The 15,201-nt window shown below is 75.9% G+C and carries 17 protein-coding genes; 10 read left to right on the forward strand and 7 right to left on the reverse strand.

All coding sequences use genetic code 11. From position 1 onward, the window contains the following. The first annotated feature begins 7 nt into the window (after window positions 1-7). The 5 genes from ND486_RS01945 to ND486_RS01965 all read left to right on the forward strand — a co-directional run bounded on the left by ND486_RS01945 (window position 8) and on the right by ND486_RS01965 (window position 3,621). Window positions 8-748: an enoyl-CoA hydratase gene (locus ND486_RS01945; protein WP_062395196.1), complete on the forward strand. Its 741-nt coding sequence runs from the start codon at window positions 8-10 to the stop codon at window positions 746-748. 186 nt (window positions 749-934) lie between these two features. Beyond that, window positions 935-1,444 carry a L,D-transpeptidase gene (locus tag ND486_RS01950; RefSeq protein ID WP_251782469.1) on the forward strand — a complete coding sequence of 170 codons (510 nt, stop codon included), beginning with the start codon at window positions 935-937 and terminating at the stop codon, window positions 1,442-1,444. A 74-nt stretch (window positions 1,445-1,518) separates the two neighbouring features. Next, window positions 1,519-1,860 carry a BlaI/MecI/CopY family transcriptional regulator gene (locus tag ND486_RS01955; protein WP_100880464.1) on the forward strand — a complete coding sequence of 114 codons (342 nt, stop codon included), beginning with the start codon at window positions 1,519-1,521 and terminating at the stop codon, window positions 1,858-1,860. A gap of 79 nt (window positions 1,861-1,939) precedes the next feature. Next, on the forward strand, window positions 1,940-2,845 hold the full coding sequence (locus ND486_RS01960; protein WP_062395188.1) for a M56 family metallopeptidase: 906 nt from the start codon (window positions 1,940-1,942) through the stop codon (window positions 2,843-2,845). Then, a complete protein-coding gene (locus ND486_RS01965; protein ID WP_251782470.1) occupies window positions 2,842-3,621 on the forward strand; it encodes a hypothetical protein in 780 nt (259 codons plus the stop codon). The genes ND486_RS01960 and ND486_RS01965 overlap by 4 nt, the downstream gene beginning before the upstream one ends. A 2-nt stretch (window positions 3,622-3,623) precedes the next feature. On the opposite strand, the gene ND486_RS01970 is transcribed toward ND486_RS01965, so the two are convergent. Then, window positions 3,624-4,799 (reverse strand): oxygenase MpaB family protein, encoded by a 1,176-nt coding sequence (locus ND486_RS01970; RefSeq protein WP_251782471.1) that lies wholly within the window; start codon window positions 4,797-4,799, stop codon window positions 3,624-3,626. Continuing rightward, window positions 4,796-5,446: a TetR/AcrR family transcriptional regulator gene (locus ND486_RS01975; RefSeq protein WP_251782472.1), complete on the reverse strand. Its 651-nt coding sequence runs from the start codon at window positions 5,444-5,446 to the stop codon at window positions 4,796-4,798. The genes ND486_RS01970 and ND486_RS01975 overlap by 4 nt, the downstream gene beginning before the upstream one ends. Window positions 5,447-5,551: 105 nt before the next feature. On the opposite strand from ND486_RS01975, the gene ND486_RS01980 reads away from it, so the two are divergent. Further along, window positions 5,552-6,946: a sigma 54-interacting transcriptional regulator gene (locus ND486_RS01980; protein ID WP_178373746.1), complete on the forward strand. Its 1,395-nt coding sequence runs from the start codon at window positions 5,552-5,554 to the stop codon at window positions 6,944-6,946. Then, window positions 6,939-8,897: a VWA domain-containing protein gene (locus ND486_RS01985; RefSeq protein ID WP_251782473.1), complete on the forward strand. Its 1,959-nt coding sequence runs from the start codon at window positions 6,939-6,941 to the stop codon at window positions 8,895-8,897. Before ND486_RS01980 ends, ND486_RS01985 begins: the two co-directional genes overlap by 8 nt. A 151-nt stretch (window positions 8,898-9,048) precedes the next feature. Here ND486_RS01985 and ND486_RS01990 read toward each other — a convergent pair whose 3' ends face one another. From ND486_RS01990 to ND486_RS02000, 3 genes are all read right to left on the reverse strand, one after another. Further along, entirely contained in the window at window positions 9,049-9,930 is an 882-nt protein-coding gene (locus tag ND486_RS01990) for an NAD(P)H-binding protein (RefSeq protein WP_251782475.1), read from the reverse strand. A 95-nt stretch (window positions 9,931-10,025) separates the two neighbouring features. Further along, window positions 10,026-10,805: a transporter substrate-binding domain-containing protein gene (locus ND486_RS01995; RefSeq protein WP_251782476.1), complete on the reverse strand. Its 780-nt coding sequence runs from the start codon at window positions 10,803-10,805 to the stop codon at window positions 10,026-10,028. 11 nt (window positions 10,806-10,816) lie between these two features. Continuing rightward, window positions 10,817-11,692, reverse strand: a complete 876-nt coding sequence (locus ND486_RS02000; protein WP_073575310.1) for a LysR family transcriptional regulator — start codon at window positions 11,690-11,692, stop codon at window positions 10,817-10,819. Between the two features lie 79 nt (window positions 11,693-11,771). Between ND486_RS02000 and ND486_RS02005 the strand changes: the two genes are divergently transcribed. Continuing rightward, window positions 11,772-12,764 carry a bile acid:sodium symporter family protein gene (locus ND486_RS02005; protein WP_251782477.1) on the forward strand — a complete coding sequence of 331 codons (993 nt, stop codon included), beginning with the start codon at window positions 11,772-11,774 and terminating at the stop codon, window positions 12,762-12,764. Further along, window positions 12,761-12,940, forward strand: coding sequence for a hypothetical protein (locus tag ND486_RS02010; protein WP_208820896.1), 180 nt, complete (start codon window positions 12,761-12,763; stop codon window positions 12,938-12,940). The genes ND486_RS02005 and ND486_RS02010 overlap by 4 nt, the downstream gene beginning before the upstream one ends. A 16-nt stretch (window positions 12,941-12,956) precedes the next feature. On the opposite strand, the gene ND486_RS02015 is transcribed toward ND486_RS02010, so the two are convergent. After that, entirely contained in the window at window positions 12,957-13,775 is an 819-nt protein-coding gene (locus tag ND486_RS02015; RefSeq protein ID WP_251782478.1) for an LLM class flavin-dependent oxidoreductase, read from the reverse strand. Then, on the reverse strand, window positions 13,772-14,437 hold the full coding sequence (locus ND486_RS02020; protein ID WP_251782479.1) for a DUF4386 domain-containing protein: 666 nt from the start codon (window positions 14,435-14,437) through the stop codon (window positions 13,772-13,774). The genes ND486_RS02015 and ND486_RS02020 overlap by 4 nt, the downstream gene beginning before the upstream one ends. 74 nt (window positions 14,438-14,511) lie before the next feature. On the opposite strand from ND486_RS02020, the gene ND486_RS02025 reads away from it, so the two are divergent. Further along, window positions 14,512-14,973, forward strand: coding sequence for a MarR family winged helix-turn-helix transcriptional regulator (locus tag ND486_RS02025; RefSeq protein ID WP_374231364.1), 462 nt, complete (start codon window positions 14,512-14,514; stop codon window positions 14,971-14,973). Window positions 14,974-15,201: the final 228 nt, after the last annotated feature.

The following is a 15,201-nucleotide window of genomic DNA, read 5'->3' on the forward strand; positions in this document are numbered from 1 at the left end:
TCCGGCCGTGATCTCCGTGAGCACCCACGACGACGTCGGTCTGATCGAGCTGAACCGCCCCGAGCGCCGCAACGCCCTGGACATCGCGACCTGCCGGCAGCTGGTCGACGCCGCGGCCGAGGTCCGCGCGGCCGGCGCGCGGGCGGTGGTCGTCGCCGGGAACGGGCCGGCGTTCTGCTCCGGCGCCGACTTCGGCGAGGTCTACACCGACGAGTTCCTCGACGCCCTCTACACCGGGCTGCACGCGGTCGCCGACCTGCCGATGCCGACCGTGGCCGCGGTGACCGGGCCCGCGATCGGCGGCGGGCTGCAGCTGGCCCTGGCCTGCGACCTGCGGGTCGCCGCCCCGGAGGCGGTGTTCGGGCTGCCGACCGCGCGGCTCGGTCTGGCCGTGGACCCGTGGACGATCGAGCGCCTGGTGCAGATCGCCGGCGGCGGCACGGCCCGCAGCCTGTTGCTGGCCTGCGCCACCGTCGACGCCGCCACCGCCCACGCCCGCGGTCTCGCCGACACCCTCGGCGACCGCGACGCCGCACACGCCCTGGCCCGTGACATCGCGACCATGGCCCCGCTGACCCTGGCCTACAACAAGCGTTCGGTGGACGCGTTCGGCCGTGGCGGCCACACCGACCCGGCGGTGGTCGACGGCCTCACCGCGGAGTTCCGCGGATGCTGGGCCGCCGAGGACATCGCCGAGGGGCGCGCCGCCCGGACCGAGAAGCGCGCACCGGCGTTCCGGGGCCGCTGACCGCGGGACCGGACGGCGCAGCGACCGTCCGACGCATCTCGTGCACCGCCGATCGGCGGTATCGGCTCACCCGTTCAGCTCAAGATCATGTTGGGCTACCGTGGGGAACCAGCCGGTCGCACTGTGCATCCGGTCGGGCCCGACGGGCCGAGGACGTGGGCCGTGCGCCCGACGGAGGGCGGACGGATGCGGGCACGGGGACGGAGCCGGACCGCCGGGCTCCTCGCGGTGGGCGTCGCCCTGACCGGGGCCCTGACCGCCGGGCTCCTGGCGGGCCCCGCCCTGGCCGAGCCGTCGGAGCAGCCCGATCCCACCGACCGGCAGGTCGCCACCGGCGCGCTCGTCCCGGGCACGCCGTGCACCTCCTCGGCGCGGGCCTGTGTGGATCTGGCGAGCCGCTCCACCTGGCTGTTCGACGCCGGTCAGGTCGTCGCCGGACCGGTCGCGATGCGCCCCGGCGACCCGGAGGCCCCGACACCGACCGGGACCTTCGCCGTGCAGTGGAAGGCCGAGCAGTGGACCAGCCGGGAGCGGCTGACCCAGATGCCGTGGTCGGTGTTCTTCGCCCAGGGCGGTATCGCCTTCCACCAGGGCGACCTCTCGACCCCGTCGGCCGGCTGCGTGAAGCTCGCCGAGACCGATGCGCGCCAGTGGTTCGACTACCTGCAGGTCGGCGACCAGGTGCAGATCCACTGAGTCGCACCGCGGGTGTGAGCCATCTCCCGCAGGCGTTCTACGCGCAGTAGAAAGGTTCGCGTAGGATGACCTTCGTGACGAGTCTGGGCGAGTTGGAGCGGGCGGTCATGAACGTCCTCTGGGAGACCGACCGGGACATGACCGCCCGTGAGGTGCAGGATCAGCTCGCCGACCGCGACCTGGCCACGACGACCGTGCTCACCGTCCTCGGCCGGCTCGAGCGCAAGCAGCTGGTCCGGCGCATCCGCGACGGCCGCGCCCACCACTACCGCCCGGTGGCCAGCCGGGAGGACCACGTGGCCGAGCTGATGACCGACGCGCTCGACGACGCGTCCGACCGGGGTGCCGCCCTCGCGCGGTTCCTCGGCTCGATGTCGGAGGAGGAGCGGTCGCGGTTGCGCGACCTGCTCGGCTGAGCCGCCGGCGATCCACGAGCCCGTCCGATCGCGGGGGTGATGCAGCGCCGCGCCGCGCACTCCGCGACGATGTGAGGCGATGCAGCTGACCGCGCTCGGACTCGGACTGCTCGGCGTACTGCTCGCCGAGCCGGTCAGCCGTGCCCTGGCCCGGGCACGCTGGCCCGGCCGCGACCCCGTCGGAGCGCTGCTGCTGTGGCAGGCCGTCGGGCTCGGCGGCGGGATCTCTCTGTTCGGTGCGGGGCTGGCCTACGGGCTCTCGCCGATGGGGCACAGCCTGCCCACCGCGGCGGCGGCGCTGTCGGCATCGGTGGCGGCGGGCGAGTGGCCGGACCGGATGGACCCGCTGCACGTGGGCGCCCTGTTGATCGCGCTCGGGGTGCTGGTGCGGCTGCTGTCGGTCCTGGTGATCACCACGGTGCGGACGCTGCGGGCCCGCCGTCGCCACCGCGACCTGCTCGACGTGCTCGCCACGCCGTGGCCGCACGCCTCCGGTACGCGTGTCCTCGACCATCCCGTCCCGGTCGCCTACTGCCTGCCCGGGCGCAGCTCCCGGCTCGTGGTGTCGGCGGGGGTGCTGGACGCTCTGGACACCGCCGGTGTCGTCGCGGTGCTGGCCCACGAGCGGGCGCACCTGCGTGAGCGGCACGACCTGGTCGTGCTGCCCTTCGTCGCGTGGGGGGCGACGGCGCCGTTCGTGCGCGGCATGGTGCACGCCCAGCTCGCGGTGGCCCGGCTGATCGAGATGCGGGCCGACGACGTCGCCCGCAGGCTGTGCGACCCCACCGAGCTGGCGACCGCGCTCAAGGCCGTCGGCGGGTCCGCGCCGGCGGCGGCGCTGTCGTCGTTCACCGACGCGTTGGAGGCCCGCATCGACCGGATCACCGCCCCGCCCCCCGCGCTGCCCCGCGTCGTGCACGGGCTGATCCGGCTGGTCGCCCTCGCGCTGGTCGCGGTGCCGGTGTGGCTGCTGGTCGCCCCGTGAGCACTCCGGTGCCCGGCCCGGTCCGTGCGTTCCCCGGGGCGGAGGCGCTGCTGCGGGTGCACGCGGCGTCGCTGCCCCAGCCCGACCAGCTGGCCGGGCCGTTCGTCGCCCGGCTGCTCGTGGCCGCGCTGTCGTCGCTGCCGGCACCGACGGTGGCCGCCTTCGCGCACGCGGCGGGCACACGGGTGCGGGCCGGCGACGACGTGTCGTCGCGGCCGCCCGGGGCGCCGGCGGACACCGGCTACCTTCGTGGCCTGCCGGTCGCCGCGGACGACGAGCGGGCGGGCACCCCGGTGGCCGGTCTCGGTCGTGCGGTCGAGGAGTTCTCCGGGGAGTCGCTCGCCGCGGTCCCGGCCGCGGGGGACTGGACGGCCGCGCGCCTGAGCGCGCTGCTCGACGCCGTCACCGCCGACGGCCCGGTCGGCGTGCTGGCCGCGCTGCGGACCGGGGACCTGGTCGCCGCGTCCACCCCGGTCGCCGACCTCGACGCCGGGGGCCGGCCGGGGCCGGACTGGTCGGTCGCGCACGTCGTCGCGCTGTGGGGGCGCCGGGACGGGCCGGGCGGGCCACTGCTCGCCGTCGCCGACACCTACCCGCAGCTCGGCTCGCCGGACCTCGGGCCGGGGCTGCACCTGCAGCCGACCGACCGGGTCGCGGTCGCGCTGGGCCACGGGGGCGGCCTGGTCCTGGTCGGGCCGGACCGGCGCCGCGACGCGCTGACCGCGGCCGTCGGGGCCGCCGGGCTGTCCCCGTGCTGGTGGGACGACCCGGCCTGACCTCAGGCGCCGTGCGTCTCGAACAGGGAAGGGCCGCCGCGGTCCTCGGCGAGCAGCGCCCGGGTGGCGGCGATGTTGCGGATCCGCGCGGCCTCCAGCGACGCCGGGCTGCGCCGGACCCACCGGCGCTGCACCGCGACCACCCGCCCCAGGACGGCGACGGCCACCTCCCAGCCGGGGCTGCGCCGCAGGCCCAGCCCGGTGGTCACCGCGGCGCCGTGGAAGCGCCGGGCCAGCGCCTGCAGCAGACGGCGTCCCTGGGGCACGGGCAGACGCAGCGGCTGCACGAGCAGCGCAGCGACGGCCCCGATCAGCGCCCCGGCCAGCGCGCGTGACTCGGGTGCCGGCGGTCCGGTGACGGCGGTGACCAGCGCGTCGAGCTCCTCGGCGTCGGCGTGCGAGGCGACGTCGCGGACCAGCTCGGGGTCGATGCCGAGCTGGTGGGCCAGCAGCTGCCAGCAGGCGTAGACCTCGGCGGTCTCGGCGGGGGTGAGCCCGAACCCGATCGTCGCCTCGGCCCGCATCGAGACGAGGGTGAAGTCCAGCCAGGTCCGGACCAGGTCGACCTGGTTGACCGGGGTGCCGTGCACGGCCTCGTCGAGGCCGCGGTCGCGGGCGAGCACGCGCATGTGGGCGTGCAGCATGCGGACCTGCAGGGTGCCGACGTAGCCGGGGCTGCCGGGGCGCATGCCGCCGGGCAGGGTGGCGGCGAGCAGCCAGGTGCCGGTCTCGGTGAGGCGGCGCTCGGCGGACTCCACCAGCCGTCCGGTGGTGCCGAGCAGCACCGCGATCGACGGGGAGCCGTAGGTGCGCAGCAGCGCCCCGGCCGACAGGGACAGGGTGTGCACCGCGGGCGGTGCGGTGAACATGGGCCGTATCCCGGTGTCGAGGATCGCGGGGTCGCTGCCCGCGGGCACCGACTCGGCCGAGGTGAGCAGGGCCGCGAGGGCGGGGGAGGGCCCGGTCAGCGAGGCGAGCCCGTCGCGGATGCCGCGCTGCAGCGCCGCGGTGAGCGCGCGGCCGTCCTCGCGGCCCGCGGCGCGGATCTCGGCGACGACGGCGTCGGCGAGCGGGTCGCCCGCGGTCCGGGCGCGTACCGCGAGGTCGGCCCGCCGAGGGCCGAAGCGGGCGGCGAGGGCATCGCGGTCGGGCGCGCCGGGGGGTCGGGTGGCGGTCACGGGAACCGGTCCTCCTGGGTCTCGTGCGGGGTCTCCTGCGGGACGGCGCGGTCGTCGTGGGTGGTGAGCCCGGCTCCGGCGAGCAGCCGGGCCATCCGGGCCCGCAGCTCGCGCTCGCCCGGTGGGACGGGGGCGAACACGGCCAGCGCGGACAGCCCGAAGACCCCGGCGAACAGCTCGCGGGCCCGTTCCCGGTTCCCGACGTGGTCCTGGATGAGGTCGACCAGCGCCGCGTCGGGTTCCGCGGCGGCCGGGCCGGTGGCGGTGCCGCCGTGGCCCCGGGCGACGCGGACGCGCAGCTCCAGCATGGTCAGGAACACCGGGCGGCGGGGGCCGAGCAGGTCGACCAGGTAGGCGGTGCAGGCGTCGAGCAGCGTCAGGTCACCGGCGCGGGCCCGGCGGGTCAGCTCGCCCAGCCGTGCGACGGCGTCGTGCTCCAGCTCGACGGCGACCGCCTCCAGCAGCGCGTCGACGGTGCCGAAGTGGTAGGTCGCCGACGCGGCCGAGGCACCGGCCCGGTCCGCGACCTGGCGCAGCGTCAGCCGGTCGAAGCCGTGCGCGGTGACGACGTCGACGGCGGCCCGCACCAGCGCGCGACGGGTGTCGGCGCCGCGTCGTCGTCGCCCGTCGGGGGTGGGCTCGGCCATACCCGACAAACTATCTGTACAACCAGACAGATTCCAGGTCCGGTCCGCGGAACACGGTTCCGCGACGACGCGCTGCAGTCCGGAACCGGGCGTAGCGTGGAGATCGTGCCCGTCACACCTGACCTTCCCCGTACCGTCGGTGCGCTGCGTGCGTCCGGTCATGTACAGCGCCCCGTGAAGCACGAGATCCGCGACAACCTCCTGGTGGCCCTGCGCGAGGGCCGCGACCCCTGGCCCGGCATCGTCGGCTTCGACGACACCGTCGTCCCGCAGCTCGAGCGGGCCCTCATCGCCGGTCACGACCTCGTCCTGCTCGGTGAGCGGGGCCAGGGCAAGACCCGCCTGCTGCGGTCGCTGGCCGGCCTGCTCGACGAGTGGACCCCCGTCATCGAGGGCTCCGAGATCGGCGAGCACCCCTACGAGCCGATCGTGCCCGCCTCGATCCGGCGCGCCGCCGAGCTCGGCGACGACCTGCCGGTCGCCTGGGTGCACCGCGACCACCGCTACACCGAGAAGCTCGCGACGCCCGACACCTCGGTCGCCGACCTGATCGGCGACGTCGACCCGGTCAAGGTCGCCGAGGGCCGCTCGCTGGGCGACCCCGAGACCATCCACTTCGGGCTCGTCCCGCGGTCCCACCGCGGCATCGTCGCCATCAACGAGCTGCCCGACCTGGCCGAACGCATCCAGGTCGCACTGCTCAACGTGATGGAGGAGCGCGACATCCAGGTCCGCGGCTACACGCTGCGGCTGCCGCTGGACGTGCTGCTCGTGGCCAGCGCGAACCCCGAGGACTACACCAACCGCGGGCGGATCATCACCCCGCTCAAGGACCGGTTCGGCGCCGAGGTGCGCACCCACTACCCGCTGGAGCTGGCCCCCGAGGTCGAGCTCGTCGCGCAGGAGGCCGACCTCGTCGCCGAGGTGCCGCGGCACCTGCTCGAGGTCGTCGCCCGGTTCACCCGGCACCTGCGCGACTCGTCCGCGGTCGACCAGGGGTCCGGCGTCTCGGCCCGGTTCGCCGTGGCCGCGGCCGAGACCGTCGCCGCCGCGGCGTTGCGCCGTGCCGCGCTGACCGGCGAGGAGACCCCCTACGCCCGGCCCGTCGACCTCGAGTCGGTCCCCGCGGTGCTCCGCGGCAAGATCGAGTTCGCGTCGGGGGAGGAGGGTCGCGAGGACGAGGTGCTCGAGCACCTGCTGCGCCGCGCGACCGCCGACACCGCCCGGTTCGCGCTGCGCGGGGTCGACCTCGACGAACTGGCCGTCGCGGTCTCGACCCGCCCGGTCCGGACCGGCGAGCGGATCCCGGCGAAGGACGTCGTCGCCGCGCTGCCACAGGTCGACGCCCTCACCGAGATCGCCGCGAAGCTCGGCGCCGCGGGCACCGAAGACCCGGGCCCGATGGCCTCGGCCGCGGAGCTGGCGCTGGAGTACCTGTTCCTGACCCGCAAGCTGGCCAAGGACGAGTCCGACGACGGTGACACGGTGTCGTATGGCTGATCCCAGGCGTCGTCGCCGCCGGTACGCCTACGGCCCCTACGCGGGCGGGCCCGACCCGCTGGCGCCGCCGTACGACATCCGGGCGGCGATGGACCAGATCGGCCGCGACGTCATGGAGGGCTCCTCGCCGCGCCAGGCGCTGCAGGAGCTGCTCCGTCGCGGCCTCGACGGGCGGCGCGGGCTCGACGACCTCACCCGCCGGGTGTGGGAGCGGCGCCGGGACCTGCAGCGCGACAACCGCATCGACGGGACGCTGCAGGAGGTCCGAGAGCTGCTGCAACGGGCGCTGGACGCCGAGCGCGAGGCGCTGGGCAACGAGGACTCCGACGACGCGCGGTTCCGCGAGATGCAGCTCGACGCCCTGCCGCCCGACACCGGCGGCTCGGTGCGGGAGCTGAGCTCCTACGACTGGCGGTCCTCCGACGCCCGCGAGGCCTACCAGGAGATCCGCGACCTGCTCGGCCGGGAGCTGCTCGACCAGCGCTTCGAGGGCATGAAGCAGGCCATGCAGAACGCCACGCCGGAGGACGTCGAGCGGATCAACGCCATGCTCGACGACCTCAACGACCTGCTCGACCGGCACGCACGCGGCGAGGACACCACCGAGCAGTTCGCCGAGTTCATGGGCAAGCACGGCGAGCACTTCCCGGAGAACCCGCAGAACACCGAGGAGCTGGTCGACGCGCTCGCCGCCCGGTCCGCCGCGGCCCAGCGGATGATGAACTCGATGTCGGCCGAGCAGCGCGCCGAGCTGGCCGAGCTGGCCCAGCAGGCGTTCGGCGACCCGCGGCTGTCGCAGTCGCTGGCCCGGCTCGACGCCCAGCTGCAGGGCCTGCGCCCGGGCGAGGACTGGTCGGGGGAGGGCGACTTCCGCGGCGAGAACCCGATGGGCATGGGCGAGGCGACCCGCGCGATGGAGGAGCTGGGGCAGCTCGACGCACTGGCCGAACAGCTCGCGCAGAGCTACCCCGGCGCGCGGATGGAGGACATCGACCTCGACGCGCTCACCGAGATGCTCGGCCCGGAGGCCGCCGCCGACGCCCGCACCCTGGCCGAGCTGGAGCGCGAGCTGCAGCGCCAGGACCTGTTCCGCCGCGCCCCCGACGGCTCGCTGATGCTCTCGCCCAAGGCGCTGCGGACCCTCGGGCAGTCGGTGCTGCGCGACGTCGCCGACCGGATCTCCGGGCGCCAGGGGCAGCGCGACACCCGGCGCTCCGGTGCCGCCGGCGACGCGACCGGGGCGACCCGGCCGTGGGCCTTCGGTGACACCCAGGCCTGGTCGGTGCCGCGGACCCTGCTCAACGCCCAGCTGCGCCGCGCCGGCGGCGACGACCGGGCACTCGACGTGTCCGACGTCGAGATCGTCGAGACCGAGCAGCGCACCCGTGCCGCGGTGACGCTGCTGGTCGACACGTCGTGGTCGATGGTGGCCGAGGGCAGGTGGGTGCCGATGAAGCGCACCGCGCTGGCGCTGCACCAGCTCATCTCCACGCGGTTCCGCGGCGACGACCTGTCGCTGATCACCTTCGGGCGGCACGCCCAGACCGTGGACCTGGCCGAGCTGATCGGGCTGGAGGGCGTGTACATGCAGGGCACCAACCTGCACCACGCCCTGCTCCTGGCCCGGGAACGGCTGGCCCGCCAGCCCGACGCGACGCCGGTCGTCCTGGTGGTGACCGACGGCGAGCCGACCGCGCACCTGGAACGCGACGGCGAGGCGTTCTTCGACTACCCGCCCAGCCCGTACACGCTGCGGGCGACCGTGGACGGGCTGGACCGGCTGATCGGGATGGACGCGGCGTTCACGTTCTTCGTGCTCGGCGACGACCCCGGGCTGCTGTCGTTCGTGAACCGGCTCGCCCGCCGCGCCGGGGGACGGGTGGTGCAGCCCGACCTGGACGGTCTCGGTGCCGAGGTGGTGTCGGACTACCTGCGCCGCCGCACCGGCTGAGCAGCAGCGTCGGCTGCCGGCCGGCTGCCGCGGATCGTCGACCCGCGCGGCGGCCCGGTCGCGTGCCGTGGCACCCCGTGCGTCGGGTGCCACGGCACGTCGGCGGTCGCCACGGCGGCGCGGAGGGGCCGGACGGCGCGGCCCGCTGTGGTCAGGCGGGTTCCGGGGCGCGCAGGTGTTCGACGGCCCAGCTCCGCAGGGTCGTCGGGGTCGTCGAGACCCCGTCGCGGCGCTGCTCGGGCACGTACCCGGGGGCGGCGAGCCCCTCCGCCATCCCGGCGATCCCGTCGACCTCGGCCGGGGTCATCCCGGCCCCGGCCAGGATCTCCCGGAACTCCCGGCTCCCGAGCGGCACCGCACGGACCGGGTGGCCCAGGACCTCGGTGAGCACCGCCGCCGCGTCGTCGAACGTCAGGTCCGCCGGTCCGTGCACGGCCTGCACCAATCGCCCCGACCACACCGGCCCGAGCAGTCGCACCGCGGCGACGGCGGCGATGTCGGCCGGTGCGACCCACGGCAGGGGGTGGCCGACCGGCCACGGCGTCGACAGCGTCCCGCCGGCGATCTCGTCGGCCGACATCAGCAGGTTCGACATGAAGTAGCCGCACCGCAGGTGCAGCACCGGGGCGCCGGTCGCGTCGAGCGCCTGCTCGGTCGCGGCCAGGCCGTCGATGTCCCCGGCGCCGCGGCGCAGCTCCGCGCCACCGCTGCTCTGCAGCACCGTCGCGCCGATCCCGTTGCGGCGCACGGCCTCCGCGACGACTGCGGCGCAGGCTCCCTGGTGGGCGATCGGGTCGGTGCCGGGCGGTGCGGGCGGGTTCACCCAGTACAGCCGGTCCGCGCCGAGCGTGGCGCCGACGACGGCGTCGGCGTCGGTCTGGTCCGCGACCACCGGCTCGACCAGCCCGGCGAGGTCCGGGGGCAGCGTGGCCGGGTCGCGGAGCAGGGCCACCGGGTGCAGCCCGGCCTGTACGAGCAGGCGCAGCAGCCGGGAGCCGACGGTGCCGGTCGGTGTCGTCACCACGATGCGCATGCCCGCACCGTCGCACAGGGGTCCGACAGCCACACCCGTTCACCGGCGACCACACCTGTCGTACCGGGTGTGGCCGCTGGGCAGGGGGTGTGGACTCAGCCGAGCCAGGGGCGGGCGAGGCGGTCCCAGGTGCCGTCGGTGCGCGCCGTGCGCAGCCAGGTGTTCACCCGCTCGGTGAACGCCGGGTCCCCGGCCGGGGTCAGGTAGGCCTTCTCCGAGTCGGTGAACGGGGCGTCGGGGTGCACCGCGCAGAGCACGCCGGGGTGCTGCGCGGCCTGCCAGCGGGTCTCGATCGCGTCGGTGACCATCAGGTCCGCCCGGCCGGCCACGATCTCGTCGAAGATCGTGGAGTTGTCCGGGTGGTCCACGATCGTCGCGCGGGTGAAGGTCGCCCGGGCGAAGCGCTCGTTGGTCCCGCCCGGGTTCACCACGACCCGCACGCCGGGCCGGTCGATGTCGGCGACCGTGCCGTAGCGGGCGACGTCGGGACAGCGCGCGATCGGCGTCTTGCCGTCGCGCAGGTAGGGCTCGGTGAACACGGCCCGCTCCGCGCGGTCCGGGGTGACCGAGACGCCGCCGACGGCGATGTCGCAGCGTCCGGCGACGACGTCGTCGAGCAGGGTCGCCCAGGTCGTGCGGACCAGCTCGGCGCGGGCACCGAGCTCGGCGGCGAGGTCGCGGGCCATGTCGACGTCGATCCCGGACCAGGTGCCGTCCGCGGCCAGTGCGGTCAGCGGCCGGTAGTCCCCGGTGGAGCAGACCCGCAGCACGTGCGACGACGTGACCCGGTCCAGCGTCGGGGACCCCGGTGCGGCGGGCGCACCGCATCCGGCGACCAGCATCGCGAGCAGCAGGACGATCGGCAGGCGGCGCACGGACCGGGACCCTAGCCGCCGTTCGGGGGTGTCCACGACTCCGGACGGAGGTCTGCGGTGCGGATGCTGCGGACCAGCGCCTCGGCCGGGTCGCTGCGCCGCCGCCCGTGCGCGAGCACCAGCTCGACCGGGCCCAGCTCGGGCAGCCCGGCACGGTCCCCGACGACCTCCAGCCCGTCGGGGACCAGCGTCGCGGCGTGCGCGAGCACGCCCAGACCGGCTAGGGCGGCGGCCCGCAGGCCGGACAGGCTGCCGCTGGTGCAGGCCATCCGCCACGGCCGCCCGACCGCCTCCAGGGCCCCGACGGCGGCGGTGCGCGACAGGCTCGGCGGGGGATAGGCGACGACCGGTACCGGGTCGCCGGGGCCGAGCGGCAGTCCGGGCGCCCCGACCCAGACGAAGCGGTCGCGGCGGACGACCAGCCGGCCGTCGTCGGGGCCGGGGAGGCGCTTGGCGAACATCAGGTCCAGTTCCCCGGCGTCGAGGCGGTGTTCGAGCCCGCCGGCCAGGCCGACGGTCAGCTCCAGGTCGACCTCGGGGTGGCGGCGGCGGAAGTCCGCGAGCACCGCGGGCAGCCGGGTCAGGACCAGGTCCTCCGACACCCCGAACCGCACCCGGCCGTGCACCCGCGACGCCCGGAAGTGCGCCATCGCCCGGTCACCCGCGTCGAGGATGGTGGCGGCGAACTCCAGCATCGCCTCGCCGTCGACGGTGAGCGACACCGAGTGGGTGTCGCGGTCGAGCAGCGGGCGGCCGACCGTCGCCTCCAGGCGCCGCACGTGCTGGCTCACGGTGGACTGGCCGACGCCGAGCGTGGCGGCGGCCCGGGTGAAGCTGCGGGCACGCGCGACGGCGGCGAAGGACCGCAGCTGGACGGGGTCGAGCACCCGGTCATCATAGATCGCGGACACAGTCATGGTGATCAGTCGGTTTCCCGATGGGCGGACGGCTTGCAGGATGGAACCCATGCGAGTCCGTCCCGATCCGTTCCTGGTGTTGCTCCTCGTGACCGTCGGCGTCGCGTCGCTGTTCCCCGCGCGCGGCGCGCTGGTCGGGGTCGTGGACGTCGCCGTCACCGCCGCGATCGCCCTGCTGTTCTTCCTCTACGGCGCCCGCCTCTCCGCCGCCGAGGCGCTGGGCGGGCTGCGGAACTGGCGGCTGCACGGCACCGTCCTGGCGGCGACGTTCGTGCTGTTCCCACTGCTCGGCCTGTCGGTGCTGCTGCTGCCGGAGTGGCTGCTGCCCGCGCCGCTCGCCGCCGGCGTCGTGTTCCTGTGCTGTCTGCCGTCGACCGTGCAGTCCTCGATCGCCTTCACCGGCATCGCCCGCGGCAACGTGCCCGCCGCGATCGTCGCGGCGTCGGTGTCGAACGTGCTCGGGGTGGTCCTCACCCCCGTGCTGGCCGCGCTGCTGCTGGCCACCAGCGGCGGGTTCGACGCGTCGAGCTTCGGTGACATCGCGCTGCGCCTGCTGGTGCCTTTCCTCGCCGGGCAGGCCGCACGGCCGCTGATCGGGCGGTTCGTGGCCCGGCACAAGAAGCGGCTGTCGCTGGTGGACCGCGGGTCGATCCTGCTCGTCGTCTACGCCGCGTTCAGCGAGGGCGTCGTCGCCGGGATCTGGGGACGGCTCACCCCGGTCTCGCTGCTCGTGCTGCTCGGGATCTGCCTGGTGCTGCTCGCGCTGGCGCTCGTGGTGACCTCGCTCGGGGCCCGCGCGCTCGGTTTCGACGACGCCGACCGCATCGCGATCGCGTTCTGCGGGTCGAAGAAGTCGCTGGCCAGCGGGCTGCCGATCGCCGGTGTGCTGTTCGGCGGCCCCGCCGGGGCGCTGGTGGTGCTGCCGCTCATGCTGTTCCACCAGATCCAGCTGATGGCGTGCGCGATGATCGCCGACCGGGTCGGCCGGCGCCGCGCGGCGCTCGACACCGACCGGGCCGCCGGAGCACCATCGCGGGCGTGACGCCGTCCGCCTGCCGCCTCTGCGGCGCACCCGGTCCCGACGACGCCGGGGTCGCCGCCGTCGCGGGCTGGGTGACCGACCGCGACGAGCGCGGCCGCGACGGCCGGCTGTGCCCGGCCTGCGCCCGCCGGCACGTCCGCGACATCGAGTCCAAGCTCGACGTCGAGTGGTGGTGACCTGCGCGTCCGCGCCTCAGGTGCCGGCCAGCGCGGCGACGACCGGGGCGAGCGCCGGGGCGTACCGCTCGCCGACCGCGACGTAGCTGAGCCCCCACTCGTCGCGGCGCCGGCGCAGCTCGTCGGCCATCGCGGTGACCGAGCCGTGGAGCCGCGCCGGACACCCCGGCTCGCGCAGCAGGCGCTCGCCGTCCGGACCGGCCCGGAGCGCGGTGTCGGGTGGGAGGTCGTCGCCGACCGCGAACAGGTTCGTCGCGATCTCCACGTCGTGCCCGCGCAGCGCCGCGGCCATCGCCGCGACCTGGTCGCGTGAGGCGGTGGGGCGCGCGGCGAGCACGACCGTGTCGGCCGCGGCCGCGGCCGCGGCGAGCGCCCGCGGGCCGGACGCGGCGACGAGCACCGGGGTCCGCGCCGCGCCCGTCTCCGCCGCCTCGCCGTCCCGCAGCGCCGCGACGGTGGCCCGCAGGGCATCGAGCCGCTGCGGTCCGGTGCCCCAGGTGACGCCGAGCCGCTCGGCGTCGGCCCGGGCATCCGGACGGCCGGTGCCCAGGCCGAGCTCGAACCGCCCGCCGGTGAGCGCGGCCATCGACCGCGCCTCCCAGGCGAGGAGACCGGGTGTCCGCAGCGGCGCGGCCAGCACGAACGGGCACACGCCCAGCCCCGGCACCGCGGCCGCCGCGGTGGCGAGCGCCGGCATCGGTGCGTGTGTGGACAGGGTGTCGGGGGTCAGCAGGGTGGCGAAGCCGAGCTCGGACACCCGGCGGGCCCGGCGCACCCAGTCGTCGCCGGTGCCGTACGCCGCGGCGACCACCCCGAACCGGAACGGCCGGGTCACGACGGGACACCGCGGCGCGCCGGGCGCAGCGTGCCGGCGAGGGCGAGCAGCACGAGCAGACCGCCGAAGCGTCCCACCGGCAGCAGCGGGTAGAGCACCGGCGTGGCCAGCGCCGACACGCTCGCCAGCGCGCACCCGCCGACGACGACGCCGGCCCAGCCGACCCACCGCGGGGCGAGCCCACCGAGCAGGACGGGAACGGAGAGGCCGAGCAGGACCAGCCCCAGGGGTGCGACGGACCCCGGCCCGCCGGCGCCGAACCAGAGGGTCGCCAGCAGGCGGGCCAGGACCGGGTCGCCCAGTGGTGCGACGGCGGCGCCCGCCCACCCGGCGAGCGCCGACACCGAGAGCGACGCGGCGGCCAGCACCGCGCCGGCGAACGCCATGACCGGTCCCGGCACGGCGAGCCCGGCGCCCTCGATGCGGCGCAGCGCAGTGGCCGCGTAGACGACGAGCGGGATCCCCGATCCGAGCAGCAGCGCCGCGCTCAGGGCGATCGCGCCGGGGCGGGCCACGGCGTCGGCGAGGACGTCGGCGGGGGCGGTGTCCGGGCGGGGTCCGGCCGCGCCGATCACCGCTGCGCCCGCGGTGAGCAGGGCGAACGCGGCCGCCGGGACGAGCAGCGGCGGGCCACCGCGCACGGTGTGCATCGTGGAGGTCATCGGTGTCTCCTGTAATCGTTACAACAGCGAACGATTATCGGTGTACACCGTTTGTCAAGTGATACGGTTCCGTCGTGGCGACGATCCCGCGGGCCGGTTCCGCGTTCCTGCTGGCGCAGCTCGGCGCCCACGCCGCGGCCCGGTTCGCCGAGCGAGTGGCCGAGCTCGACCTCACTGCGCCGCAGACCGGCCTGCTCCGCGCCGTCGCGACCGGGCCCGGACGGTCCCAGCAGGAGCTGGCCGGGTACCTGGGGATGCCACCCAGCCGGCTCGTCGCGCTGGTCGACGGGCTGGCCGCGCGCGGCCTGGTCGAGCGGCGGCGCAATCCCGACGACCGCAGGCTGTACGCGTTGCACCCGACGGCCGAGGGGGAGCGGATGCTCGGTCGCGTCGCCGAGGTGGCCCGCGCCCACGACGACGAGCTGCTCGCCGCACTCGACCCGGCCGAGCGCGAGACCCTGCGGGAGCTGCTGGCGCGGATCGCCGGGCACCAGGGACTGACGCCGGGCGTGCACCCGGGCTACGGCCGGACCTGACCTCCTCGGCACCGCACCCCGGTGACGGCCGGGTCGCTCCCGGGCGGTGGCGCGGCCGTGGCCGCACCCGGTGGCGACCAGGGGCCGGGCGAACCGCGAGCCGGTGGCGCCCTCCCGCGCGGCCGGCAGGCCGAGCCGGAACTCCACCGGGTAGGTGGCGTGCAGCGCTCCCGCACCGCGCCCCTCGCGGCGGAGGGGCTTGCGATTCGGCTCGCAGAACTGTACCAA

The sequence above is a fragment of the Pseudonocardia sp. DR1-2 genome (genome assembly GCF_023717215.1).
GTDB lineage: Bacteria > Actinomycetota > Actinomycetes > Mycobacteriales > Pseudonocardiaceae > Pseudonocardia > Pseudonocardia alni.